At 38.9% G+C, this 25,189-nt stretch carries 25 protein-coding genes; 13 read left to right on the top strand and 12 right to left on the bottom strand.

Annotated elements, in window-relative coordinates; all coding sequences use genetic code 11:
* Positions 1–77: 77 nt before the first annotated feature.
* On the top strand, positions 78–827 hold the full coding sequence (locus tag G3O08_RS01785) for a sulfotransferase family 2 domain-containing protein (RefSeq protein WP_163282956.1): 750 nt from the start codon (positions 78–80) through the stop codon (positions 825–827).
* A 442-nt stretch (positions 828–1,269) separates the two neighbouring features.
* Here the strand turns inward: G3O08_RS01785 and G3O08_RS01780 are convergent, their stop codons facing one another.
* From G3O08_RS01780 to G3O08_RS01765, 4 genes are all read right to left on the bottom strand, one after another.
* Positions 1,270–1,962 carry a hypothetical protein gene (locus tag G3O08_RS01780; RefSeq protein WP_163282955.1) on the bottom strand — a complete coding sequence of 231 codons (693 nt, stop codon included), beginning with the start codon at positions 1,960–1,962 and terminating at the stop codon, positions 1,270–1,272.
* Entirely contained in the window at positions 1,952–2,410 is a 459-nt protein-coding gene (locus G3O08_RS01775; protein ID WP_163282954.1) for a transglutaminase domain-containing protein, read from the bottom strand. The genes G3O08_RS01780 and G3O08_RS01775 overlap by 11 nt, the downstream gene beginning before the upstream one ends.
* 221 nt (positions 2,411–2,631) lie before the next feature.
* Positions 2,632–2,988 carry a hypothetical protein gene (locus G3O08_RS01770; protein ID WP_163282953.1) on the bottom strand — a complete coding sequence of 119 codons (357 nt, stop codon included), beginning with the start codon at positions 2,986–2,988 and terminating at the stop codon, positions 2,632–2,634.
* On the bottom strand, positions 2,985–4,994 hold the full coding sequence (locus tag G3O08_RS01765; protein WP_163282952.1) for a DUF3857 domain-containing protein: 2,010 nt from the start codon (positions 4,992–4,994) through the stop codon (positions 2,985–2,987). The genes G3O08_RS01770 and G3O08_RS01765 overlap by 4 nt, the downstream gene beginning before the upstream one ends.
* A gap of 290 nt (positions 4,995–5,284) precedes the next feature.
* On the opposite strand from G3O08_RS01765, the gene G3O08_RS01760 reads away from it, so the two are divergent.
* From G3O08_RS01760 to G3O08_RS01745, 4 genes are all read left to right on the top strand, one after another.
* A complete protein-coding gene (locus G3O08_RS01760) occupies positions 5,285–5,959 on the top strand; it encodes a hypothetical protein (protein WP_163282951.1) in 675 nt (224 codons plus the stop codon).
* A 152-nt stretch (positions 5,960–6,111) separates the two neighbouring features.
* Positions 6,112–6,600, top strand: a complete 489-nt coding sequence (locus G3O08_RS01755; protein WP_163282950.1) for a YajQ family cyclic di-GMP-binding protein — start codon at positions 6,112–6,114, stop codon at positions 6,598–6,600.
* A gap of 169 nt (positions 6,601–6,769) precedes the next feature.
* Positions 6,770–7,186 carry a hypothetical protein gene (locus G3O08_RS01750; RefSeq protein ID WP_163282949.1) on the top strand — a complete coding sequence of 139 codons (417 nt, stop codon included), beginning with the start codon at positions 6,770–6,772 and terminating at the stop codon, positions 7,184–7,186.
* A 341-nt stretch (positions 7,187–7,527) separates the two neighbouring features.
* Positions 7,528–9,744: a TonB-dependent receptor gene (locus G3O08_RS01745; protein WP_163282948.1), complete on the top strand. Its 2,217-nt coding sequence runs from the start codon at positions 7,528–7,530 to the stop codon at positions 9,742–9,744.
* A gap of 75 nt (positions 9,745–9,819) precedes the next feature.
* Here the strand turns inward: G3O08_RS01745 and G3O08_RS01740 are convergent, their stop codons facing one another.
* Positions 9,820–10,674 carry a hypothetical protein gene (locus G3O08_RS01740; RefSeq protein WP_239540829.1) on the bottom strand — a complete coding sequence of 285 codons (855 nt, stop codon included), beginning with the start codon at positions 10,672–10,674 and terminating at the stop codon, positions 9,820–9,822.
* A 566-nt stretch (positions 10,675–11,240) separates the two neighbouring features.
* On the opposite strand from G3O08_RS01740, the gene G3O08_RS01735 reads away from it, so the two are divergent.
* Positions 11,241–12,404 carry a metallophosphoesterase gene (locus tag G3O08_RS01735; protein WP_163282947.1) on the top strand — a complete coding sequence of 388 codons (1,164 nt, stop codon included), beginning with the start codon at positions 11,241–11,243 and terminating at the stop codon, positions 12,402–12,404.
* A 2-nt stretch (positions 12,405–12,406) separates the two neighbouring features.
* Here the strand turns inward: G3O08_RS01735 and G3O08_RS01730 are convergent, their stop codons facing one another.
* Positions 12,407–12,766: a DUF1801 domain-containing protein gene (locus G3O08_RS01730; RefSeq protein WP_163282946.1), complete on the bottom strand. Its 360-nt coding sequence runs from the start codon at positions 12,764–12,766 to the stop codon at positions 12,407–12,409.
* A 263-nt stretch (positions 12,767–13,029) separates the two neighbouring features.
* Between G3O08_RS01730 and G3O08_RS01725 the strand changes: the two genes are divergently transcribed.
* Positions 13,030–13,761 (top strand): esterase family protein, encoded by a 732-nt coding sequence (locus G3O08_RS01725; RefSeq protein WP_163282945.1) that lies wholly within the window; start codon positions 13,030–13,032, stop codon positions 13,759–13,761.
* An 81-nt stretch (positions 13,762–13,842) separates the two neighbouring features.
* On the opposite strand, the gene G3O08_RS01720 is transcribed toward G3O08_RS01725, so the two are convergent.
* The 4 genes from G3O08_RS01720 to G3O08_RS01705 all read right to left on the bottom strand — a co-directional run bounded on the left by G3O08_RS01720 (position 13,843) and on the right by G3O08_RS01705 (position 18,536).
* The gene (locus tag G3O08_RS01720; RefSeq protein ID WP_163282944.1) at positions 13,843–15,741 is read right to left on the bottom strand and encodes a T9SS type A sorting domain-containing protein; all 1,899 of its coding nucleotides are present in this window, start codon (positions 15,739–15,741) and stop codon (positions 13,843–13,845) included.
* Complete coding sequence (locus G3O08_RS01715; RefSeq protein ID WP_163282943.1) at positions 15,734–16,168, bottom strand: hypothetical protein; 435 nt, start codon at positions 16,166–16,168, stop codon at positions 15,734–15,736. Before G3O08_RS01715 ends, G3O08_RS01720 begins: the two co-directional genes overlap by 8 nt.
* Positions 16,169–16,458: 290 nt before the next feature.
* Positions 16,459–17,721 (bottom strand): MFS transporter, encoded by a 1,263-nt coding sequence (locus tag G3O08_RS01710; RefSeq protein ID WP_163282942.1) that lies wholly within the window; start codon positions 17,719–17,721, stop codon positions 16,459–16,461.
* A 128-nt stretch (positions 17,722–17,849) separates the two neighbouring features.
* The gene (locus tag G3O08_RS01705; RefSeq protein ID WP_163282941.1) at positions 17,850–18,536 is read right to left on the bottom strand and encodes a MarC family protein; all 687 of its coding nucleotides are present in this window, start codon (positions 18,534–18,536) and stop codon (positions 17,850–17,852) included.
* Positions 18,537–18,675: 139 nt separating this feature from the next.
* Here G3O08_RS01705 and G3O08_RS01700 point away from each other — a divergent pair, with 139 nt between their 5' ends.
* The 3 genes from G3O08_RS01700 to G3O08_RS01690 all read left to right on the top strand — a co-directional run bounded on the left by G3O08_RS01700 (position 18,676) and on the right by G3O08_RS01690 (position 20,101).
* The gene (locus tag G3O08_RS01700; protein ID WP_163282940.1) at positions 18,676–19,161 is read left to right on the top strand and encodes a hypothetical protein; all 486 of its coding nucleotides are present in this window, start codon (positions 18,676–18,678) and stop codon (positions 19,159–19,161) included.
* A 66-nt stretch (positions 19,162–19,227) separates the two neighbouring features.
* Positions 19,228–19,509, top strand: a complete 282-nt coding sequence (locus tag G3O08_RS01695; protein WP_163282939.1) for a DUF3817 domain-containing protein — start codon at positions 19,228–19,230, stop codon at positions 19,507–19,509.
* Positions 19,510–19,519: 10 nt separating this feature from the next.
* A complete protein-coding gene (locus tag G3O08_RS01690) occupies positions 19,520–20,101 on the top strand; it encodes an alpha-ketoglutarate-dependent dioxygenase AlkB family protein (protein ID WP_204336738.1) in 582 nt (193 codons plus the stop codon).
* Between the two features lie 227 nt (positions 20,102–20,328).
* Here the strand turns inward: G3O08_RS01690 and G3O08_RS01685 are convergent, their stop codons facing one another.
* Together G3O08_RS01685 and G3O08_RS01680 are read right to left on the bottom strand one after the other, a co-directional pair.
* On the bottom strand, positions 20,329–21,873 hold the full coding sequence (locus G3O08_RS01685; protein WP_163282938.1) for a PH domain-containing protein: 1,545 nt from the start codon (positions 21,871–21,873) through the stop codon (positions 20,329–20,331).
* A complete protein-coding gene (locus G3O08_RS01680; RefSeq protein WP_163282937.1) occupies positions 21,866–22,378 on the bottom strand; it encodes a PH domain-containing protein in 513 nt (170 codons plus the stop codon). Before G3O08_RS01680 ends, G3O08_RS01685 begins: the two co-directional genes overlap by 8 nt.
* A 319-nt stretch (positions 22,379–22,697) precedes the next feature.
* Between G3O08_RS01680 and G3O08_RS01675 the strand changes: the two genes are divergently transcribed.
* The 3 genes from G3O08_RS01675 to G3O08_RS01665 are packed head-to-tail and all read left to right on the top strand — an operon-like array spanning position 22,698 to position 25,149.
* Positions 22,698–23,462 carry an outer membrane beta-barrel protein gene (locus tag G3O08_RS01675; RefSeq protein ID WP_163282936.1) on the top strand — a complete coding sequence of 255 codons (765 nt, stop codon included), beginning with the start codon at positions 22,698–22,700 and terminating at the stop codon, positions 23,460–23,462.
* Between the two features lie 45 nt (positions 23,463–23,507).
* Positions 23,508–24,593: a bifunctional 3-deoxy-7-phosphoheptulonate synthase/chorismate mutase type II gene (locus tag G3O08_RS01670; RefSeq protein ID WP_204336737.1), complete on the top strand. Its 1,086-nt coding sequence runs from the start codon at positions 23,508–23,510 to the stop codon at positions 24,591–24,593.
* Between the two features lie 37 nt (positions 24,594–24,630).
* The gene (locus G3O08_RS01665; protein ID WP_163282935.1) at positions 24,631–25,149 is read left to right on the top strand and encodes a hypothetical protein; all 519 of its coding nucleotides are present in this window, start codon (positions 24,631–24,633) and stop codon (positions 25,147–25,149) included.
* Positions 25,150–25,189 lie beyond the last annotated feature (40 nt).

Below are 25,189 nucleotides of genomic sequence, written 5' to 3'. Positions count from 1 at the left end.
TAAAGATTGTAGGCAGTGCCGGTAAGATTAATTTGAGATGGGCGTTTCTATTTTTAACTTTGGCAGAATTAAAATCAATGGGTGATTTAATAAACCAAATTAAAAGTCTTTTAAAAGGTGCTGCAGGTTATGCCGGAGTTAGGCTCATTGACCCGATAGAGGTTTACTATTTGCCGCAAGAAAATACCTTTTACCCCATTATTTCAAAATCGGGATGCACATCTATAAAGGTCATGCTTATTAGAAAGTACAACCCTGATTACGAAAATACTTTTCCCGGAATTCATCAGGTAAACCCAGCAAAAGTAAGTGACAACGCAATTGAGCGTTTATATTTTCCAACACAGCGATCATTCGAAAAATGGACGAAGGACAAGAAAATGGTGTTCGTTATGCGCGATCCTCTATCCCGGTTATTCTCGTGCTATCAAGATGTGGTAAGTGGTAAGAACAAAATGTATAGATTCCCTTCGGGATTAGATTGGGCTTATAAATACACGACCAATATGGAATTTGACGATTTTCTTACTAAAGTCTGTTCCACAGCCGACTTATATTCTGATCGACATTTCCGGTCACAATCATTTTATTTATCCGATGCGGTAAAAAATGGGTTAGAATCTTTGGAAGCAATTACTTTAAAAGAATATATGAGCAGAGCTTCTACAAAAAACGCATCAGACGAAAATGAATCTCTGCAACTTAACATCAATAAATCAGCTATTTCTGATGAGTTGAAAGCTAAACTTCTTCAGAGTCAGAAATTCAAAAGGCGCTTTAAAGCCGACTTGCTCTTATTTGAAAGGTTAAGAAAAAACGGTGTTTAACTTCATATTCGCGACCGATTCGAGTTCCTATGACATAGCGTCTCAAAGTGCTTCATGCCACGCTCCAGCTCCTAAGTTGACTGATGATGATTTAATAGACTCTTTCTAAAAAACTTCATAAGTGGGTTTCTCTGCCACAACCAATCACGATAATCAGTTTAATGGAAAATGAAAAAGATATCTTCTGTAGCCCTTACTTGATCAAGAAATGAAGTGAGATCAGCATACTGTTCTGGTTGATACTCTCCACTATTTAAGCGAATGGCGCGAACAATAACTATTTTTCTTTCCAGCTCATCCCATGAACTATATAGTGTCTGTCCATACAGTCCACTATCTACGTTGCACTTGTCTTGAAAACAGTCATTGACAAATGTCAACTCCTTGATTTTCAATCCTACGTGCGCCTTGCTATTGAACTTTATGATCCAGCCACCTAACTCTATTGACAGACTCTATATAGAGAAAGTTGACCAAATTGGTTTGTTTCGTCTAGTTCAGCCAAAGGCTCAAGAATTGACATGCCGGCGGGCAGCATAATAGAAATAGAATCTAAATAAGTGTAGCCATGTTTGAAAAATACGGGATGTACCCGCACCGAATCAGATTCGAGTGAGGGGATAGAAGTTTGTATTAAAAATGGCTTTACCAAGAGTTTATCACCCACTTTTCTACCCACGTTTCGAGCTGTAAGCGAGCAATTAATATCAAGTGTAGGTTCTTGATTTTTGTATAGCTCAGATGTATATGACTCCAGGTCAAATGAAGGCAGATTGACTTCGCGCTTAACAGCATAAATAGGTTTCTTGCCTGTAAGCTCCCTTTGGTAAAAATTTGTATTGCTCATAGCCAAATTTCTGTATGTGCAGCTAATTTCAATTCCTGCAGAGCCATTGTCGCCAAGGGTGACACTTGCTTTCCGAACGGTTTCATTGGCGGAAGCCGAAAAAGAGGGAGTTCTAGCCAGCTCACCGCCGGTTGGCTTTAAAATTAGGGCATATCGATCATCTGTAAAATCTGACATATAACCAAAAAGTCCAGTATTATCGGTGCACTCAAGCCAGGTAGTATCACTATTTGCCGGAAGGCAAAGAATGACGTGATTAAAACTAAACCTGGGTTTATCAGGGGTCAACTTTTAACGAGCGTGAACCGCCATAGATTAGAGCCGGGTATGCCTCGATTCCTGCATGATTCATGGCGGCAGCGGTGAAATTACTGAGCGCCTTGCAATCGCCATAACCCATTTTTGCAGTTTCCTTTGCCGACATCGTTTGAAGACCACCAAGCCCCAGGCTGATAGACACATAGCGCATATTTTGCTGGGTATATTTGTAAATGGCTTTTGCTAAATCTTCTCTATCAAGATTATCCACAATAAGCTTATTGATAGCGTCTACAGATGACTTTGATAGCACACTACGCCCCTCCCACAGCTGATTCATCCAAACTCCATAGTCTTGCCAGGAACTAAACGAACCTATAATATTTCCGTATTCAAAAATTTCGGGAACAATATAAACTATCGGCCTGTCGCTTTCAGGCATATAGGGCTCTGCGCTACTGGTGAAGCTTTCTTTCAAATCAAATTTTAGAACCTTATTTTTTCCTTGTCCAGTTGAGTTAACCAAAACCAAATCTGGCCTATTGAGATAATAACTCAACTTATAATCTTCCGGATAAAATACTTCAAAAGAAGATTTCTGTAGTAATGTTCCCTCATCTTCACTTAACTCATAATCTCCTTCAAAAAAGGTGTTGCTTAGAATTTTGCTATGAACCTCAATGGAATATGGATAAGTCTTTAATCCACAATCGAGGTAAAATCTATAAATATCATCGTAAGAATTAGTGTATTCAATAACCGCCGTTTTCTTAAAATCCTTTTGGTCGTAGCGAGCACAACTTTCCCATACTCATCCTTTACAGTAACATTGTAAATCGCGGCGTTTCTAAAATTCTTTTCGTAGAAATCCACCCGGGAATGATAACTTCCTTTTTCGGAAAGAATTTTTATTCTTTTGAACATTTCAAATTCAACGCGATCTACATCTTTAATAGTAAGAATTGCTCTTGACTCACTTACAACTGCTGAAATATCTTCAGCATTTGCAGTCGAAATTGATATCCCTAAAGATATAACAATGAATAACCACCTCATTTTTCAGTAATTTCTATAAATGAGGAATGACTTGTAGAAATAAGATCATAAAATTGGCGCAAAAACGGATATTCAGAAGCTAAAAAAGTGTTTTTGTGCAAATCAACTTTATTCCTAATTAACAGATTACCTAAATTATAGCTACCCAGATATGAAAAATTCCCGCCATCGTCGGGAAGTACGAAGTTTGCGTTTTCAGGAATGTTTACTGCATACTTTTCGCTATCAAGGTGCACCAAACAGGTATACGTTTCACTCCATGCATCTGGGAAATTTACGGGATAGTTTCTGTCTTTTTCTTTTAGTATATTGTTAGCCATACTCTTATATATGATTGATGGCAAAAGATAGGAACTTCCAAATTTTTCAAGCTTGAGCATGATATTAAACCGCAAATCCAGCGGACTCGAATGCAAATCACTTTCTTGTTCATTAAATGTAATCGTGGCGTTTTCATTTATGTCCAAAAATTTAGTCAGCTCTGAAGAGCTGCTGTATCGCAGCACATTCTTAATTCTACTGCGGTAAATTCCAGATAGCTTTAGTCGCATCACTCCCTTAAGTTTATTTTCTTCAAAAGAGCCAAACTCAATTGAACATGATTCGCTGGTAGGTTCATTACTCACAATAGGAATCCACTCTACCTTTTCTTTATTTACCACGAGGCCATCGCCATTGTAGTATTTCTCTGATATTTCGCCTATAGCCAGGTTAGAAAGTGTGGCATCAAGAAGCATATAGCCATCTTCCGTATTCACTGCAGTAATGGATAAGGAAAACTGCGAAATAAGTGGAAATTCTTTCAGGACTCTCTGCTGCGAGCGCTTGGTTACGAGCACCGGATAGGCCTCAATACCATTCGCCCTCAGTGTAGAAACGAGCAGCATATTCATTTCATTTGGAGTCGCTTTTTTAGAGTCAATAATATCCTGCGGTTTTTTTCTAATTATCAGCGCATTGGGCTCTTCCGAATCTGAAAACCCCTCTAAAATTTTGGTGTAAATCACATTTATGCTATCCAGCAGGGTTGTGCAATTTATAGTATCTAACGAAAGATAATTATCCTTATCGCTAGGCGTCATGAACATCTCATGCTCGCCTGCTTCAATAAAATCGGTAATGGACGCTTCCCAATCTTTATAAAAATAATCTGTTTCAGAAATATAATCTATATAGTGCAGTTCGGTGATAATTTTCGTTCGATAATTTTCTGGCGAGTCCATCAAAGGCTCATCGCGCATGGCGGGCACATTTTCACAGGCATAGGCATAAACCTTTTTTACGGTAGAATTGGTGATTATGCCTTGAGGTGAATTAACCCTTGTCTCTGTTGTAATCAATCTGGATTGTAGAGGATGGTAACCCATTTTTAGAATTTTGTAACCTATATTTTCGGGATGCCGGATATAATATTCGCTGTAAAGCACTGGAATATCATCATACTGAAATTCCCAGTCGGGCATGTTAAATATAAACGGGCTAAAAATGGAATATTCCAGCTCAATAATACTGCCCACCTTTACATTTCTAAAAGCGACACGAGTAACTTTGTGATTTTCATCGTATGGTTCTAATGACCAATCGCTATTTTTAAGCTTTTCAAAATCAACTTTTCCATTTACCAGATTATAGACTCCCCCTTTCACCTTACCAATTTTTTCCTCATCTTTTCTGCCAATGTATAACTGAATAATTTGATTTGCCAGATCTAAGCCGTTTTCAGAAAGGATTTTTATTCGAAACAACCGTTTAAATTCAAGCACGGTTTCGGTACTGATATCTAAATTAGAGTCACCGAGATCAAACAAATATATTGCTTCAGTGTCATTATCAATTAAATCACTTTCTATCGAAAAATCTTCCGGCTCTACCTTTTTCACATCATAAGGCACAAAAGTCTGTTCTTGTGCCCGCAAGCCAACCGGCAGCAAGCCTAAATAGGAAATCAGGGCAATATAAACTCCGAAACGGAATAAACTGTGGTGATTCTTTAAAGCATCAGGCATTTGTCATCGACTCAAATGAATTACAATTATAAGAAATTAGTATGACTTTCAGAAATACAGATTTTTGGTTATTGGCATTTCACCAAATCTCCGAGCCAAAATTGAAGGTATTTAGGGGAAACTGGACTAATTTTGTCTTAATAATAGTTATATTTACATTGATTGTTCTCTTCTACAAGTTCGCTTCTAGAGTAAATCGATTTGAAAATGGCTCTTTTTTGCGTTTCGAATTGCTATTTGTGTGAACCGGGAAAAGCAGTATTAAAAAACTTCACTTGAATTTAGAAGGCATGAAAAACGTAGTTACCATTTTAGCACTTAGCCTCCTTATTTTCGCCACAAACGGCTGTAATAAAGATGATGATAAGCCCACAGCAAAAGTGGCTGAAGAAAACCTAACAGATTTGCATGATACATTGGTCGGAGGGTTTATGTCTGTTTCTTCCGGTTTTTACAGCTATGATTTAGACATTGATAAGGACTCAGTTTTTGATCTGTTAATAGAGGTCGGCATTCAATGGTCACCATCTTATGGTTCAGTTTTCTACATTAGGCTTACCCCAAAAAACGATTTTGAAATGGCGATAGATTCTACAAGTTATACGCGATGGAGCTGGAATCCTTCATTAACGGATACTGTTTATACTACTTATACAGTTCCAGTTCCAGAACCAGTTATCTTAGGAAGTACCATTCCGGGCTCATCAATGTTTAACAATTCACCTTGCCTTCTTTATTACTATAGAAGTTTCGGTTCACTCGGATCGAATTATACAAACGCTGCCAGCTACAAAATTATGGCGTTTGATTTTGTATATCTTGCATTCCGAAAGGAAACAGATTCTACTCCAGTTCTTGGCTGGCTAAAATTGAAATATCCCGAAAATGACGGGAATGGAATGTTTGGGGTTGTTTTAAGCAGCTGTAGATATTCTGACGATTCAGAGGAACTGGTAATAAATTGATAATGGATGAGAAAACCTGTTTTATAGCCAACAGCCAGGACTTCCAGCTTAACTTTTGTTCGACTTTCGCAATTTCTTTAAAAAATTGGCATGTTTCGAGTTAAATTCAGCTGGAAATTAGAAATTTGTAGCACACAAGAATAATATAAGCCATGCCATCATTTGATATTGTTTCTGAAGTAGATCTTCAAACCGTCGATAATGCGATAAACGCTGCTAAAAAGGAAATTGAAACTCGTTTTGACTTTAAAGGAACTGGAAGTGAAGTAAATTTAGACAAGAAAAACCTTGTCATTAATCTCACTACAGAAAACGATTTCAGAATAGACCAAATGGAAAAGGTGTTGATCGGTAGGTTTGTAAAGGCAAGGATCGACCCGCAAAGTCTTGATCTTTCTAAAGAGTTTTACACTTCCGGAAAAGTGGTTAAAAAAGAAATTCCTGTGAGGCAAGGGATTGACAGAGAGACCGCAAAAAAGATTGTGAAGGCAATTAAAGATGCCAAAATAAAAGTAGAAGTCCAGATAATGGATGATAAAGTGCGTGCAACATCAAAATCTATTGACAACTTGCAAGAAACAATGGCGGTTTGTCGCCAGGGAGATTTTGGACTGGCACTTCAGTATATTAATATGAAGTAGTTTGAGATAGTCACGAGTCTCTAGCCCCGAGTCGCGAGTAGTGTTGTGAGTGATGACTTAAGAATAAAAATTTCTTATTTTAAAATCTGAATCTCCTCGGTGTGCGTATCTCCTCTACATGCATCAAAATAGCGCATATCAGAATTTAAAAAGCAGTTTCATCAAGTTGATGAGCGTCTGCATTTTATGCGTATACGCCCTTTTTCCTTTCGGCGATTTTATTACCAATACAAGTCACAGATTTTCTCATGCTCTCACAAGTATTTCTGAAGAAAATCACCAGCACAGCAGATATTCGCACCAACATACCGATATTGGAAATTACACTGTTCCGGGTATTGCGACTGCAACCCACGAGCACGTTTTAATAAGCTTCATAAGTGCAGCTTTTGATTCAGAAACGAATAGGCCGGAAGCACCTAAAAAAATCAATTTATCTCTCGATATACATCTCATTTCAGATGTTTTGAATCTTGACTCCTTTCGGCAAATAGATTCAAAACCTGAACTTTTTTCGATTTTTCAAACTCTGATTGTAAGGTTTTCAGAAATATCGACTCCCCCACCTAGAGGCAATAGGCAATGAGCAATAGGCAATTTGCGAATTTCTTCATTGATATTCACCTTTTGCACTCCAGCCCAACTTACAGGGTTTCTAAAATAAATCTGTTCTACATCGCGTATTCTGCGCAAACAGTATAAACTGCTAATTATCTTTGGTATAGTGATGTAGGTAGATTCTATTTTAACCCAAAAAAAATGCTAACAGTACGCTTTGGGAATATTTTCCTGAAGCTTGCTGCCGGCAAAATTCTCTCTCATTTTTCTATCCATAACATCGTTTCAAGCCTTAAGAAACCCTCTTTCTGGCGAAAACCTATATCTAGACATGCTATATTTTTTAGCGAGATGCTCATCACTCTACACATGAAACTACTCTACTCAATATTTACGCTGATGCTGTTCAGCCAAATCTCTTTCGCACAATCAAAAGGTCAGGTCTTAGACCGAAACAGCCGCGGAATTGAAGGAGCCTTTGTGCTTCAAAACTATAAAGGCGCACATTACCACACAGATAGAAATGGAAATTTTACGATTGAAAAGCTAGCAACCGGCGATACCCTACGGGTAAACGCTTTGGGCTACGAAACAGTAACCCGAGTTATCAAAAATCTGGATACTGACTTAACCTTTGCACTTACACAACGATTTATTTCTTTAAACGAAGTTGTTATAGCACCTGATATTGACGCGCTTCACATTTTCGCCGATGTTAACCTCATGACTAATCCGGTAAATAATTCTCAGGAATTGCTCCGCACTGTTCCCGGTCTTGTTATTGGACAACATGCAGGTGGCGGAAAGGCCGAACAAATATTTCTTCGCGGATTTGACATTGATCATGGTACCGACATTGCACTTTCCGTAAATGGAATGCCGGTAAATATGGTGTCTCACGCGCATGGCCAGGGCTATGCCGACATGCATTGGGTAACACCCGAAGCTATTGAGTCAATTAATTTTGGAAAAGGCCCTTACTTCGCTGAACGAGGCGATTTTAACACGGCAGGCTTTGTAGATTTTAAGCTAAAAGACAGGCTTAATAATAATCTGGTGAGATTTGAATTGGGACAATTTGATACCCAACGCATTCTCGGAATGTACAACGTCTTGGATCAAAAGGATCATTCTGCCTGGATTTCAACTGAATATATAAGTACAGATGGTCCTTTTGAAAGTCCGCAGAATTTTAAACGCATTAATCTTATGGGGAGATATGCCGGTCAATTAGAAAATAATGATCGCATCGGATTTACCGCAACTTACTTTAAAAGTTCGTGGGATGCATCTGGCCAAATACCACAACGCGCTATAGATCAAGGAATAATATCCAGATTTGGAGCCATAGACGATACCGAAGGTGGAGCAACCAGCCGAATGAACCTACAAATGGAATATACAAAGAATATTGATGAAAACAGTTTTGTGAAAACAATGGCTTACTATTCCGAATACGATTTTGAACTGTACTCAAACTTCACCTTCTTTTTGGAAGATTCGATTAATGGCGATCAGATAAAACAAAAGGAGGCGCGACAACTTTTTGGCGGAACTGCAGAATACAACCGTTATTTTGACCTTGGAGAAAATAGATTACTGTTTCAATTGGGTGGAGGTCTTAGAAATGACCAAACCATTGATAGCGAACTATCTCATACCGTTAATCGGATTACAACCCTTGATTCTTTAAAGCTTGGAAATATCAACCAAACAAATACCAATGCTTACGCCAATCTCGATTTTACTTTCGGTAAATGGAAAGTTAATCCCGGATTGCGTTTCGACTATTTCGAATTTGATTATTATGACAAGCTCCTGCCGACATACCGCACACAAACTGAAAACAAATCTATCGTAAGTCCCAAACTCAATTTCCAGTACAACTATTCAAGTAATTTGCAACTTTATCTCAACACCGGTAAAGGTTTTCACTCAAATGACACAAGAGTGGTTGTAGCTCAAAACGGTAAAGACATTTTGCCGGCAGCTTATGGCGCAGATCTTGGCGCAATATGGAAACCAGCACCTAAACTAATCGTAAATGCCGCTTTATGGACACTTTATCTCGATCAGGAATTTGTGTATGTGGGCGATGCCGGCATAGTAGAACCGGGAGGGAAAACCGAACGCCGGGGAGTAGATTTGAGCGTGCGTTATCAACCGCTTAAATGGCTTTACGCAGATGTGGACGTGAATTATACGTTTGCCCGTTCGGTTGATGATCCGGAAGGAGCCAATTACATACCACTTGCTCCCGACTTTACAGTAATGGGCGGGCTAAGCGCGATGTTTGAAAATGGACTTTACGCAGCTCTACGTGTTAGGCATATTGATGACAGACCGGCAAATGAAGATAATTCTATCGTGGCCATCGGATATACAGTTGTGGATTTCAATATGGGATATCAGTGGAAAAGCATTGAATTGGGATTAAAAATCCAGAATCTTTTAGATGTAGAATGGAATGAAACCCAATTTGCCACCGAAACAAGATTAGCCGGTGAGGCAGCACCTGTAGAAGAAATTACCTTTACCCCCGGCACGCCCTTTATGGCAACTGCGGTGGTAACCTATAGATTCTAAAGACGTTTTTTTCATGATTAGAACCCTTGCAAGATTTTTCTTGTGAGGGTTTTTTCGTTTCAAAAATGAAAACGCTTAATTTGACATTACTGGGACGGGCGTAGGACGCTCAATGTGAAATACCCAGCCGAACACTATATTGTACTGGTCAAAGAAAAAGCTTTGCGATGCCTTGTCCATTTTTGAACTTGTAGTGCGCATATCAGGCATATTGATATAACCGCCTTTAAGTTCTGATTGGACAAAAAAGTGATCGAAAAAAGTAAGATTTAACCCGGCTACCAAACTTCCGCCAAATCCCGAAAGGTGATACTTGTCATTCTCTCCAAAATTCAACAATTCAGCATCTGTTCGTGGAACCAGCACACCAACATCAACACCTCCGGTAACGTGAAGCTTCACTTTATTAAAAGCAAGAATTTTATCGACTCTGCGAAATGATAAGTTGATGTAATTTAAACCATCGGTATGTTCAAATTGCAAAAAATCAGGAGAGATCACAATGTCGTCATTCTCATATCTACCATCGTAAATCATTCCGGTATCATCTATCTCCCCGGTTATTTTAACGGTTTGGTTTGTTTGGACAACATATTTCATATGGTCAAAACCAAAAGAAACATTGTAATGGTCATTGATAAAATACCCTATTCTAAAATTAGTTTGAGGAATGGTAAGGTTTCTGGGATTTAGGTATGGGTTAACCTCAAATGGAGTCTGCCTGTCTTTAGCCACCACATTATCCAGTTGAAAGTCGTAGTGCTCCCCTTTAAAATGAATGTCAGAATTGGTATAAAACCCGCGGTTCCAGCCCCAATAAAAATAGATATCTCCTTTTTGATACGTGTTTGTGTTCAATCTGGCCGCGCCAGTTTGCCCAAAGAGAGAACTTAGGGTGAGGGTAAGAATTAATCCTATAAAACACTTCATTAATGACACGAAAACATTTGAATTTGACACGAAATAGTTCGGCAAATTTAGTTTTAATATCATCATCAAGCAAAGCGGTGATTCAGAAATAAATTTGGTTTTTTTTAGTTCTTTATTTGCAGAACTAAAAAGTATAAAGACCAGATGATAAATGTATAATCACCTGATTGAAAGCGGTCTATTTTGGACTGACGAATATGAGATTTATTTCGATTTTATCACCTAGAATAAAAAAGCAGGACGTGAAAAATGCATAGGCGGTAGCAACCAAAATATGTAACTTGGTTGGAGTAAAATAGCTGAAGTAAAACTCGTGACTACTCATCGAGAAGAATTGAATACAGAAGTTGAAGAGATGACAAGTGGGAATGAAACCCATGCTCACTCAAAAAAACCCGCACTTAATTTCGTAAAAGATTTTTAGTTGGTTAATTTAGTTTGATGAAAAGTCAACCGGCAACGGGTGGCTTTTTTTAATTCATATTTCACTTTGCCTTGATCTCCTTCTCAAATAAACAATAATGGACTGCTGCGACTTCTGATATAAAAACAGCTTTATTGTATACATGAAAAATTGCAAAATATTCATACTTTATAGTCTGATATTGGGTTTGGCCGCCTGCCAATCTTCTCAAACGTATTATCGCGCTGATCAGAAAAATTGGCAACAATCGACTGAGCCAGCAACTTCGCCTGTGCAAACTATCTATTTTATTGGCGATGCCGGAAAACCTTCTACAGATCCGCTGGAACCATCACTGGCACTGCTAAAAACAAAACTTGAAGCGTCAAACTCCGAAAGTACATCGGTTGTATTTCTGGGCGATAATATTTACGAAGCGGGTCTTCACCCTGAAGATCATCTATCCCGGGAAGAAGATGAGCAAAGAATTAATGCGCAATTAGACATTTTAAAGGATTTCCAAGGGCGAATCATATTTGTGCCTGGAAATCACGATTGGCATGAAGGCAAAAAAGCAGGCGATGAATATGTACAACGCGAAGAAAAGTATATTGAAGAATACCTCAACCGAGGCAACACTTTTCTTCCAGACAATGGATGCGGTGATCCGGTAGAAATTGAATTGAATAAAAATCTGGTTATGATTGCCATCGATACCCAGTGGTGGCTCCACAAACACGACAAACCACAAGGCGAATCAGATAATTGCACAGTTTCCACAAATACTCAGTTCTTGGCTCAAATAGATAGCCTTTTATTGAAAAATAAAAACAATCAAGTGATTATCGTTGGCCACCACCCCTTATACACTAATGGCAATCACGGTGGCTATTTCACCTGGAAAGATCATATTTTTCCGCTGACCAATATTAGAGATTACCTCTACATTCCACTGCCCATAATCGGTAGCCTATATCCGCTTTACCGAAGTGAGCTGGGAAACCATCAGGATATTCCTCATAAAAAATACACGGCTTTGGTAAATGAATTAACTCAAAGATTCAACAGCTACGAAAACATAATTTACACCGCAGGCCATGAGCACGGCCTTCAATATCAGCAGCATGGCACAGCTCATTACGTTGTGAGTGGTTCGGGGAGTAAATCGGGCTACTTGAAGCATAACGATGATTTGGCATTTGGTACTTCCGAGAAAGGTTTTGCAAGAATTGAACTATACCAGAATGGTGCCCATTTACTTGAATATTTTCTGCCTGATTCAGCAATGACAGAAGGTAACTTGATCTACTCTAAGAAATTAAAGTAATCTCATTTTTTCAAATAATTCGGATTTACAGATATCGCCGATTTAATTAAATCCGAAATCTCCTTTTTATCAATGTCCTTATCGGGATTGATCCTAAAAATCCTCACCCGGGATCTATCGCCCTGCTCAAGCGCTGGATGTACCATTTTCATTCCATCCATAAAACCAATATATGGTTCGTTTGTATTTTTATCTTTCCAGAGATAACAAAGCATTTTGCCTTTGTAATAAAAAAATGGCAGTCTGAATTTCCACTCGGGAGTGATATGGGCATCACAATCAAGAATTATTTGCCGTAAGGCTAAATAACAACTCCTTAATGGCTCTTGCTGATTGAGGTAAAAATTATCGAGTTCTTTCAATAGTTGAATTTGGGCAAATATAAGGTTGACTTTACAACCATTGTTAGGAAAGGCATTTAACACATTACAATCGCGTTATTTTTCAAATTAGAATTTGAACTTCTAATTTGCAAGAGCCGACCTTTTTTATTTTTACGTTTGAGATCAAAATAAATAAGAATTTTTCTACGCCCATAAAATTCTGGCTAATTATCCCCTTAGTTTCTGTTAATTTGCACCTTGATAAAACTACGGCTCAAAACCAGTCGATAAATATTGATAAGATGCATAGAGAAGTTCATCAGTGGCACAGCAATGCCTTAAACAAGAATATGGAAATTGTGTGTTATGGCCACTTCGGTTTTTCACTTCTATTGCTTCCTACGGCTGCTGCCGATTACCTTGAATATGAGCGCTTTCAGCTTATCGATGCCATTAAACCGCTTATTGAAGCCGGAAAAATTAAAGTCTTTAGCATAAATAGTATCAACAATGAAAGTTGGCTGAACAACCGGATGAATCCCAAGCACAAAGCTATTCGCCACAACCAGTTTAACCAATACGTTTATTCAGAAGTTATTCCATTTATCAAGAATAAAACAAGTCAGGAAACACCTATCATTATTAGTGGAGCTTCTTTCGGGGCACTTCACTCTGCCAATCTTTTCTTCAAAAATCCGTGGCTTATTAATGGCTGCATTGCCATGAGCGGTGCCTACGATTTAACAGATTATACAAAAGGCTATTGGGATGAGGATGTGTACTTTAACAGTCCAATGCATTATTTGCAAAACCTATCGGACAAAAACACGCTTGATCGAATTCGCAGTAGCAACCACATTCACCTTATTACCGGCTCGGGCGATTACGAAGCTCCCGATTCTTCGCGTGCGCTATCAGCATTGCTAAATCAAAAAGGCATTAACAACGACCTGGATGTTTGGGGTCATGACATTAAGCATGACTGGCCTACATGGAGAAAAATGTTGCCTTACGTACTTGAAACGAAGTTTTAAACTCTTTGAACAATAATCTATTTGAATGCCGGTCTATTCCGGCATTCTTTATTTCGCTGAGGGCTCTTCCATAAGCACCAACTACTCTTTTACAAATTTTACCGTCTGGGTATTGGTTGCATCCGAAATTACAAGTAAATAAACGGCAGGCTGAAGTCCCCTTACATTAATAGGCAGTGATTCAGAAATTGTACCTTTTAGAATTTGCTTGCCCGTCACAGAGAGTATTTCGTAATTCAAAAACCCATTATAAGGCAAATCTATTCTTAACCGCTCACTCGTAGGATTGGGGAAAATTGAATATTTCGGTTTTTCTATTTCATTGGTAGAAACCAATATTTCGGAAACAGCAAGTAAAATTCCGTCAACTCCAAAAGAAGGGTCTGGAGTAGTTTGTAGTGAAATAATCGTGTCTCCAACCGTCAGATTCACTGAACTATAAAGTGCTCCGGATAGTAAAATGACGTCATTATCAATTCTAAGAAGATTATTAAAGATTACATTGTTATTCGGAAATCCCTCGTAAGGTAAAACTGTAGAAATTGGTGTTGCATTTTGATCAGGTATTACTGGTATTTCTACAAACCTGCTGTACTGACCTGCGCTTTCGTCTTCTAAATCATATATAAAAGTATCGGGATAAATTGATTCTACAATCAATTCATAGTCTGTGAAGGGGTACGTAGAATGAACTTTCAGTAAAATCTGACCTGTACTAGTCAATCGCTTAGTAGGTGAGCCATTGGTTGATGCAAACACTTCATTCTCTGTAATAAAATTACTCTTTGTTATTCCTAAAAAATCTCCGCTTGCCTTCTCAATGCAGGTAAAATATAACGGTGATCTGGCTGTCTGAGAAAAGCTTGTCCCGTCTATAATACCACTATCTACCATTATATTTTCAGCGTAAACAGCCATATCTACTGTGCTATCAGATGACACACTTAACCTGAATCTAATAGACACTTTATCATCATCAACAAATATTACCGGGTAGTAATTTCCATCCGTAGGATTTTCAGATTGAAAATCAGATAATTTTTTCACGTAATCAACGTGCCCATCAACCGTATATTTCACTAAAATCAAATCGGTACTACCGGAATCACTTGTGTAAAAATTTTCTTGATCCGTGACATCTAAATCGACTACTCCTGAAAGTTCAAAAACACGGAAGGCAACATTACCGTCAACATGCAAATCACGACTTTTAAAAACCCCCGTATATTCCATTATTCCACTGTAAAGTATAGTATCATGGTTACTCACCTCCTGATATAGTGTTTTACTGGGGTAATAGATCAATGTTGTATCGCCAGAAACAACCATCTGGACATTTTCCTCAAAGCGAAAATCACGAATGTGGATTTCGTTGCTTAGCTTATTTTCCATTCTAAGAAAGCCATCTCCTCTGGAACTAGCAAAGCCTGCAGCGTTCTGAAAATTTAGTTCTCTCTTGAAGATTTCATTATTATTATCATCGTATAAGATAACCAAGTCTTTTTGAAGATCTTCGCTCGTATTTTCTATATCTAAGCCCCATGAATTGATTAAATGACTGCCGGATTGCAGAAGAAATGTGAATAAAAAATATTCGGTAGAGAAATCGGCTCCAGGATTATAATTGAAGCCAGACTTTGAAAATACCAACATTTCTTTCAATGTTTCTAGAGATTCTGAATGGGTGCGAAATAGCGTAAATCGGCTATCAAAATTTTCAAACGCGGGTGAAATTTCATAGAGATCCGGCTCAGATGACAGCGAAAAGTCAAAGGTGGCCGGATTTTGGACTCCATTGGAGATTTCGGAAAAAAAAAGTCCCGTTTTCAAATCCTGCTCTAAATTTAATACTCCTCCACCAACCCATTGATTTATATTGGAGTACTGTTTGTGGTACAAATAATTTACATCGGTTTGGGCCGTGCAGGTTATTCCAATCAAGAATGCAATTCCGCTGTTTATGAGAACAATCTTATTCATAAGCGACAACTTGACATTCGCTTCCTGCTAAAGACCTTGGTTGATATACCGTTACAACCTTAATGTCGTTTTGAAAGCAATTTGCTTCACTTTGAGGAACAACAACAACATCAGGAAACAAATTTGTACAAGGTAGATCTGCTACACAATCTGTCACGCTAGAAGCAAAGCATATATCATGACCTTGCGGTGACAGTGGATAGGAAAATCGAAAATATGCAAATTCACCGCTACATGTTGAGAACGATGAAACACCATTTTCGAAAAGTTCAACACTGTAAGGTGGTAATGTAACAACTACAGAAGATGTGAAAGTAGGATTTACTTCACATATACCGCATAATGCTATTACATCAACAGGACTACAGGTTTTATTAACAAATAAGATTCCGTTGCCTTGAGCTTTTACCGAGGTAGATAAAATCATCACTAACAATATGACTAATAGCTTAAAAGAAGGAAGGAAGGAAGGAAGGAAGGAAGGAAGGAAGGAAGGAGATAAACAGTTTCTTTTTGAGATACATGATTGCAAGATTTTTGTTTAGTAACATCTCAAATATAGCAAATATAATGAAGAACATAATTCATATCAAGATTTTAAGAACTTTAAAATACCATTTTGCCTCAAATAATTATGAGCTCATATAAAAATTAGAACAGAAATCTTACGAACTGTTTAGACTAAATTCTTTGTATTTATGGTGGGGTGAGTATAGCTCATATCTTTTTTGCAATCTGCGTTGAAACTACCACCACTCCTACCGCCGCCATACATGCGCCTACAGCAAAAGGCGTAAGATATCCAAAGCCAACAGCATATCCCGCCAGCAGTGCGCCTATCGAGATTCCGATTCCAAAAGCCATGGTAAGAAGTGAGAGTTGCGAACCGGCCTGGCCTTTTTCTGCCAGATCACCAGCCAGCGCGAGCGCCGGAGCAAAAACCATCGATGCACTAACTCCCTGCAAAGCGCGCGCCGTAATCATATGCCAGGGTTCTGTGGCAAATCCCTGCGCGAGGGTGAATGGAATTAGGCAAATCATACCGCTTATAATAAAAATCTTCCGTCCGTATTTATCACTCAACCGACCCACAAGTGGCTGCACCAGCGCAAGGGCTGCAACCATAGCGGTAAATTCTACTGAAAATAAAAACGGACCTTGAGAGAGTCGCTCATTGGTTTCAGTTTCAATGGGAGCGAGAAGAGAAAATCCGATACTCATAATAAGCGTTGCCAAAGCCAGCGCAAAAATAGGATCGAGCACTTTTCCTTTTTCTTTTGATAAAACTCTTATCTTCAATGGTTTTTGAGAAGGCTTGCTCTCTGACGAATCTTTGACCAGCCACATTACCAATATAATACTGAGCAATGCCGACGCCGAAGCAATGTAAAAAGCAGCATTAAATCCACTCGTTTCGCCAAATATCGGAAGGTTATACGGCCCCGCCTCAATTAAGACTCCACTCAACAACGGACCTACACCAAAACCAATTAAGCGAAGGGTATTGAAAACGCCCATATTGTTTCCGCGATTGCTATTTGTGCTTACTTCACTTACAAGCGCAACACTCGATGTAATGGTCAGCGCGGCACCAACACCTTGTACAGCTCTTACCACCAATAAACTAACGTAAGTATCGGCGAAGGTAAAAGCGGCATTGGCAAAGAAAAATAACACCAAACCAATAATTACGAAGAGTTTTCTTTTTCCCGTTTTATCAGATAGCCTTCCGACAAATGGCTGAGTAATACTGCTCACCACTCCAAAAAGACTCAACACAATTCCGGTAATTAAGGAGGTTGATAGCCCGAACGTGTCGCCTGTAACGCTCTGGCTGGCAATATAAAGAGGCAAAACTACAATCAGAAAAGAATTCCCGACAGAATCTGCCATGCGGGCAACTCCCAAGGCAACTACGCTTCTGTTCGTTCCAAAAATTTTTCTCGTTTCAACCGTTCGTTCAGCCTTTTTACTCTCCATACAGGCTTTAATAAGCTATTTGGATGGAATTTGTTCGATAGGGAGGTTATGATTTGTAATCGACCAATAAATGCTCGCGATAAATTGAATATGAAATGCCTCGCGATAAATCGACGAGGCTACAAAGGTTAAATCTCCACCCCCATACTTCTAAGCAGATTAAACACGCCGCCAACAGCAATTTGCAAACCAACGCAAAAAATTAAAAAGGCCATTACCCGATTAACGATCTGCTCATTTCGGGTACCAATAAATTTAACCACACGGCTGGCATTGGTATAAAACAGAAATACCGAAAGACTCATAACCAAAATAGCTACGAAAATGGCGCTTAAATTCATAAGATGACCGTGAAACTGTACTGATTCGGTATGTGCACTTAAGGTAAAAATAACCGAAATAGTTCCAGCTCCTACTGTCATCGGAAAAGCAATGGGATAAAATAACTTATTGCGCAGATCAGACATCTTGGTCATCCCATCGGTTTCTTCGGTATGCTGTATTTCACCTTCCGTGGGTTTTGCTCCGAGCATCTCCCATCCAAATTTACAGATCATTATTCCACCAGCCAATTGAACTACCGGAACAGTTATACCGAAAAGTGTAAGGATGTAATGACCAACAAAAAGTGTTATTGAACAAAAGATCAATACATAAATGGCAACTTTCTTTACAGCATTTCTTCTGTCCATTTTAGTCAACCCCGAAAAATATGGTGATACAATAAAGGATGCCCCAATGGGATTTACAACTGGAAAAAGGGCAATGAGACTAAGAAAAACAAGATTAGTAAATGTTTGAAGCGTTTCTGGCATTGAATAGGGTTTCCTAAATTTGGTGCAAAGGTAACCGATTGCCAAATGAAAACACATAAAAATAGTTTAAAGAAATGTTATCTAAAATCTTGAGATTGTCTCAATTATCGTACTTTCGATTTCAGAAACGCTTACACCTATGAACGCTGCAGAAATACATTTGGCAATTAATCACTTACCGATTGCGGCAACCCTTTTTGGTTTGCTGATTTTAATAGGCGGAATGCTTGTAAAAAGCGGTATGGTGCGCAAAACCGGACTGGTGCTTTTAATTGCTGCCGGGCTTTTTACAATTCCCACCGTATTAACTGGCGAAAATGCAGAAGATATTATAGAAAACGTGGTGCCCGATGAAGGCATACATGATATTATTCATGAGCACGAAGAGATGGCAGAATCGGCCAGATGGGTCAGTTTGGGAGTTTCACTTCTCGCGATACTTGCTTTTTATTTTACACACGCCAAAAAAGCACCTGCAAGATTATTTACAATTATTACTTTAATTGCTGCAACAGGCAGTATGGTTTATTTGGGCAACGTAGCCTCTACTGGCGGCGAAATACGCCACACCGAAACCCGAGATGGTTTTGTTGTTCCCGCCGAAAATAGCGACGGCGAACACTGAGCTAAAGGTTTTTTACAACAAAATAATTTTATTACATTTGAGCAATATCACGCTATTTACAGATTTATGAAGCTAAGTCAGTTTATTTTTATTGGTCGCCTCGAAGTACTTTCCTTTCTCGTTTTATTATTAATTGCCATGCCCATGAAGTATTTTATGGATTTTCCTTTGGCAGTAAAGTATGTGGGTTGGGCACATGGGGTACTTTTTATGCTATACGCCGGCGCCATAGCCATTCTTGGTTATCAATACAAATGGAAATTTATCAGAATGTTCCTTTTGTTTATTAGTGCCTTTATTCCATTTGGCCCCATTCTTATGGAAAAACGCGTGCTTTACAATAGATGAAATTTTCTTTTTGAAAAATCTATTACCCTATCAGGGAAAAGCTTTCAAACTTCCAGCATTCTTTGACCGGCAAATTGCCGATGAATATTTTCATCGGCTGCATGAAGAAATTGAATGGCAGCATGATGAAGTGATTCTTTTCGGAAAACGCCACATTACCAAACGCAAAACTGCCTGGTACGGATCAAAACCATATCAGTACACATACTCAAATTCCACGAAAGTGGCGCTCCCATTTTCTAAAACTCTGCTTGATATTGGCCAAAAGCTAACACGCGAAACAGGGGTTATTTTCAACTCATGCCTGCTCAATTTATACGCCGATGGAAGTGAAGGAATGGGCTGGCACAGCGACAATGAAAAAGTGCTAAATCCTGAAATGCCAATTGCCTCAGTAAGTTTTGGAGCCCTGCGAAAATTCTATTTCAAAAACAGAGATACCAAAGAGCGAATTGATATTTTGCTCGAACATGGTAGCCTGCTTATGATGCACCCCCCTACACAGGAACATTGGCTTCATAGTCTGCCCAAAACGGCAAAAGTTAAAGAGCCGAGAATCAATCTTACTTTTAGAGTGATAAAAGAAAACTAAATCCCTGAACGAATCTAGAAACCACCTGTCGTCACTACTATCTCTGTGATACCGCTGGGCTCAGTGCGTTCTTAGAAATATAGCTCTTTGTGCTCCAGTCACATAAGAGACGCGAGAGCCTGTGATGCACCGTGTTGGAAAATCACTTAAATAAAATGAGTTAACAACCCCATTCGTAATTATTCCCTACGGTCATGAGGTCGCTAAGTTCGTAATTCGTAATTAACTTACATCCACGGCTCAGGACTGCTCTCTACACAAAAAATCAAATAATTGTAAATGGCTTGGGCTTCATCTATATTTAAATACCTCACCGACCGCGCTCCGGCAGCAGTGTAGAATTGCAAATGGCATAGATTTCGGCGTTTTAAAAATACATTTTGCTTAAGCGCAATACTTTGAAGCTTATAAGAAGGAAGTACAATTCGCTCCATAAAAAACCAGCCTTTCTTTATCAAAATATAATCGCGATCGTAAAAGATGCGCACCGTTTTTCCGAAGTAGTAACCAAGGGCACCAACAAAAGGAATGAACGCCAAAAACACGAGCGCATAATACCCCAGACTGATAAACAATGCCGCAACAAGCGGTAAAATAAGAATAGTGCTCATCATTGCGGCAATTCGAGAATAAGCCCATTTATCTCCTTTTAGAACTGACTCAGGTTGATGAAATCCGGGAAAAATTCCCTGCGCCAGCATTTCTGTTTGCTCCTTTTTCAGAGCTGGTATTTCAATACTTTGTTTTTGGGCAGTTTCGCCTACACTATTCGACGGTTTGATCTTCGCCGATTCAAATCCAACTGCGCGTCGCAAGGGGTTACTCTCCCACTGTACAAATTGTATTTTCCGAATAGGAACTCTGAAAGTCTCGCGCTTTAGTAAGCCGGTTCTAATTTCAACTGCCTGAAGCTTTAAAACTGCCTTGAGATCATAAAAACGTAAAAAAGTCCGCACGATACTAATTACCAGAGACAGAACAACAAAAACCACAACCATTATCAGCACAAACATCAAACCTGCATTTGCCGCCTGCAGCGCATATTCATCTACTGATTCTTCCAAATACGATTCGTAAACATCTTTGTACTGGCTAAGCGTACCAAATACAAAAGCTATAGCTATAAAGCCGGTTCGCAAATGATTTTCGGTGAGCCCAACCACAATTAAATCCCAAAGACTTAGATGGACGAGTTTTTTTTCAGTCTCGTCTTCATCTGCAATTTCATGTGTTTTTGTAGATCCTGGTTCCAATTCATCTGAAAGCACTCCATCGGCCGATAAATTTGCATTTTGGGCTAGCGCCTTCTTTCGCGTATAAAGCAATTCTTTTAGGGCGTTGGCGTGTTTAACTTCAAGAGCAGGTATTTCAAGTTCATTGCCTTTAGAACCCGCTGTATCTACTTTAAGTGCTACCAAACCCAAAACACGTTGCACCAAATTTTCGGTAACCTGAATGGATTGTATGCGGTCAACACCTATCACCGTTCTTTCCTTAAAGAAAACCCCTTTGTGTATAATCAGCTCATTATCACTTACGTGAAACGTAAAATTGCGGTACTGATAATACGCCAGTACGGCGAGGATAATGGCAATTGGAATTATGGCTATACCTGCAATAAGCCAAAACGCGGGTTTTGAGGCCGCAATAGCCACAAAAGTGATAAGAATGGTGAGCATGGCTCTGAAATTTCGCAGAAGATAAACTACCACGCCAAGCAAACTTTGCCTTTGGGGAGTTAGCAAGTCAAATTCCATTTCTTGATCAGGCATAAAGAGCTGCTTTTTTAGCAATAAAATCGCGCAATTGCTGGGCCTCATCTTCATTAAGCCCCGGAATAGAAAGGTCTGAAGTGCTACCCCCTGCGGTATAGATATTCAAGGTGCACAACTTAAATCTCCGCTCAAGCGGCCCCTGCGAAACTTCTGTATGCTGAATGCGGTTAAAGGGAACCGTAGTGGTAGCATAAAAAAGCCAGCCTTTTTTATACGTTAGGTCTTTTTCGCGCAAAGCGTATGAGCGCCGTCTGTAGCCAATATTAATTCCAAAAAAAGAGAACAGCATAAATATAGCGAGGAAAGCGCCCACTATATATGCCCAAATTCCAAACTGAAAAATCACAAAACTGCAATAAACAAGTACCGGAATAATCCAGAAAAGTGTAGCTCCTAAATTTCTGTACTTCCTGTATCGTAAGGGATGATGCTGGAAAGTGCCATCCTCTACAGCAGGTAAATCTGCAAGTTGTATTTCCGAATTTTGCCAGGTTTCTGTCATAAATCAAATTTAATGGATGCCAAGTTAATTTAAAATAGAATGATTATAGATTTTTTCAGGCATTACTGACCATAATCGCATTTTGAAATTGTAATTTTACCCGCTAAAGTTGGTTATGGGCAATATTGGAACAGGTCATTGGATTTTCGCAGGCGTTTTTGTTGTAGTATTTATTGCAATAATTACAGCTGCTTATCGCAAAGATTTTAAAAAAGTAGGTGTGCACTACCGCCACGTGTGGATTATTTTATTAATCATCCTCATTTTGTACTTTTCCATTTTTTATCTGAACAAAATAATTTAATCCCTTTTATAAATCATGATGATTCCAAAATTTAAACCTGCACTGGTCATCGGTCTTTTACTGCTCGCCTTTACTACCACGGCGCAAGAAAAAGAAAAGGATCCTGATTATAGAGTTGGTAAATGGTATTTTTCGAATGAAACCGAAATGATTTTCTCATTTGCCAACATTCAGAGCGACTCTATGAATATTGATAATATTATGCGTTGGTCGCCTGTGTTTAATTATATGGGAAGAATCAACCACGACATTAGCAAGCATGTGGGAATTGATATAGGATTGGGTTTCAGAAACGTGGGCTTTATCGCCAAATTTCCGAATGAGGAAAATGATTTGAAAAAGAAATTCAGAACTTACAATCTGGGTCTTCCAATCGGCATAAAAATAGGTGATTTAAATCAGAAAAATCCATTTTTTCTCTTTGCAGGTTTTGAAATTGAAATGCCATTTCAATACAAAGAAAAGACATTTGAAAACGGTGATAAGAATGATAAAATAACCGGATGGTTTAGCGATAGAACAGATCGGTTCACTCGATCTGTGTACGCGGGGGTTCAGTTTCCAAATGGTATTTCGCTCAAGTTTAAATACTATTTACAGAATTTCTTCAATGAAGACTATAAGATCATTAAAGATGGCAAAACCACTAAACCATATGCCAACCTGGACGTTCATGTGTTTTACTTTTCACTTACTATTTACCCGTTTAAAGATTCAAAATCTTATGATATTGAGCTTCCCAAGGATGAATATAAAACCACCACAGCAGGCTGGTATTAAAAAAGATAAATATTGTACAATAATATTGACACAAAACACAGTGACTTGGCAGTAGCGCAACAGTTCAAACCCTTTTTTAAAGAAAAAAACAAGCGTGCGTTTTGGATTGCTGGGCCATGCAGCGCCGAAACCGAAGAGCAGGTTTTGAGTACTGCACGAAGTTTGGCTTCCGCCAATATTGACCTGTTCAGAGCGGGAATCTGGAAACCGAGAACACGCCCAAACAGTTTTGAAGGAATAGGTACTCAAGGTTTGGAATGGTTAAACAAAGTGCAAACCGAAACGGGTTTAAAAGTGTGCACCGAAGTGGCAAATACGGCTCATGTAGAAGCCTGCTTAAAGCATGGTATAGACGTAGTATGGATAGGTGCGCGAACTACAGTAAGTCCTTTTGCTGTTCAGGAAATTGCTGATGCACTTCAAGGAAGTGAAGTAAAGGTTTTAATTAAAAACCCAATAAATCCCGACTTGAAATTATGGGTAGGCGCCATAGAGCGGGTTGCCAAAAGCGGAATAGAACATATTGGCGCCATTCACCGCGGCTTTAGCAGTTTCGAAATAAACAAATACCGCAATCAGCCGCGCTGGCAAATTGCGATAGAGCTAAAACGCGAATTTCCCGATCTCACCATTATTTGCGATAGCAGCCACATAAGCGGTAACCGTGTTTTGCTGGAAGAAGTGTCTCAAAAAGCTCTTGATTTAAATTACGATGGGATTATGATGGAAGTTCATCCCAATCCTGATAAGGCTTGGAGCGACGCCGAACAGCAAGTTACACCAGAGGTATTCGCCAAATTAAAAGAGCGCCTGATATACCGCCCTGCAGAAATAGATGATGCAGCTTTTAACGAATCGCTGGATAATTTGCGTTTGCAAATAGACGAAATTGACGATGAAATAATTGCTCTTATAAACAGTAGAATGCAGATTGTGGACGACATTGGAGCGTATAAAAAACGTAACAACATGAGCATTTTACAAACCAAGCGGTGGAGCGAAATTTTAGATCGTTGTATGACAAAAGCCACAGAATTGGGATTGAGCACAGAATTTATATCAAAGATGCTCGAAACAATTCATCAAGAATCTATTAACCGTCAGCACAGTATTTTAAAAAGAAAAGATTGAGTTGTATATTGGGCTTCATAATTGCAATAGCAACACCATGAACTTGAAAAGTCTGATTGCATTATTCCCTTTGGCCACTTTGATTTCGATTACTGCCGGCGGCCAAATAAATGTTACAATTGAAGATCCCGATATTAGTTTTTCCTATTATTTGCCGGAAGGCTACGCAAATCAAGATGACGATCTCTACCACTACATTTATCCGGAAAGTGAAAAAGGTATTGAAGAATCAACTATCCAACTAACCTATTTTCAGGGTTACTACGGCGAACTTTCAGTATTTAAAGACGGAATTCTCAATGGTAAATTACGGAATACACTCGAGAATTTTGAATTCGACAGTTCAGGCAGCGATACCATAGATGGTACGATTGCCTTGTGGTCAAAATACGCTTACACAGAAGATTCAATACGTAAATGTGGTGAGCTGTATTGCTTCGAAAGACTGGGGCAATACTTTCAAATTCAAGTTGAATTAGCCTGTTCGGATGAATCAAAATACAATGCTGATTTTAAGCGCATAATTCGCTCATTGCGAGTTAGCAAAAACTTTTGATGCCACTCTCCTGCTTTTCGGCCCTTGTCTTAATACGCGA

Source organism: Cryomorpha ignava, from assembly GCF_010686655.1.
GTDB lineage: Bacteria > Bacteroidota > Bacteroidia > Flavobacteriales_D > Cryomorphaceae > Cryomorpha > Cryomorpha ignava.
The sequence above is the reverse complement of the archived record's forward strand: the minus strand, read 5'-3'. Positions and strand labels throughout refer to the sequence as shown.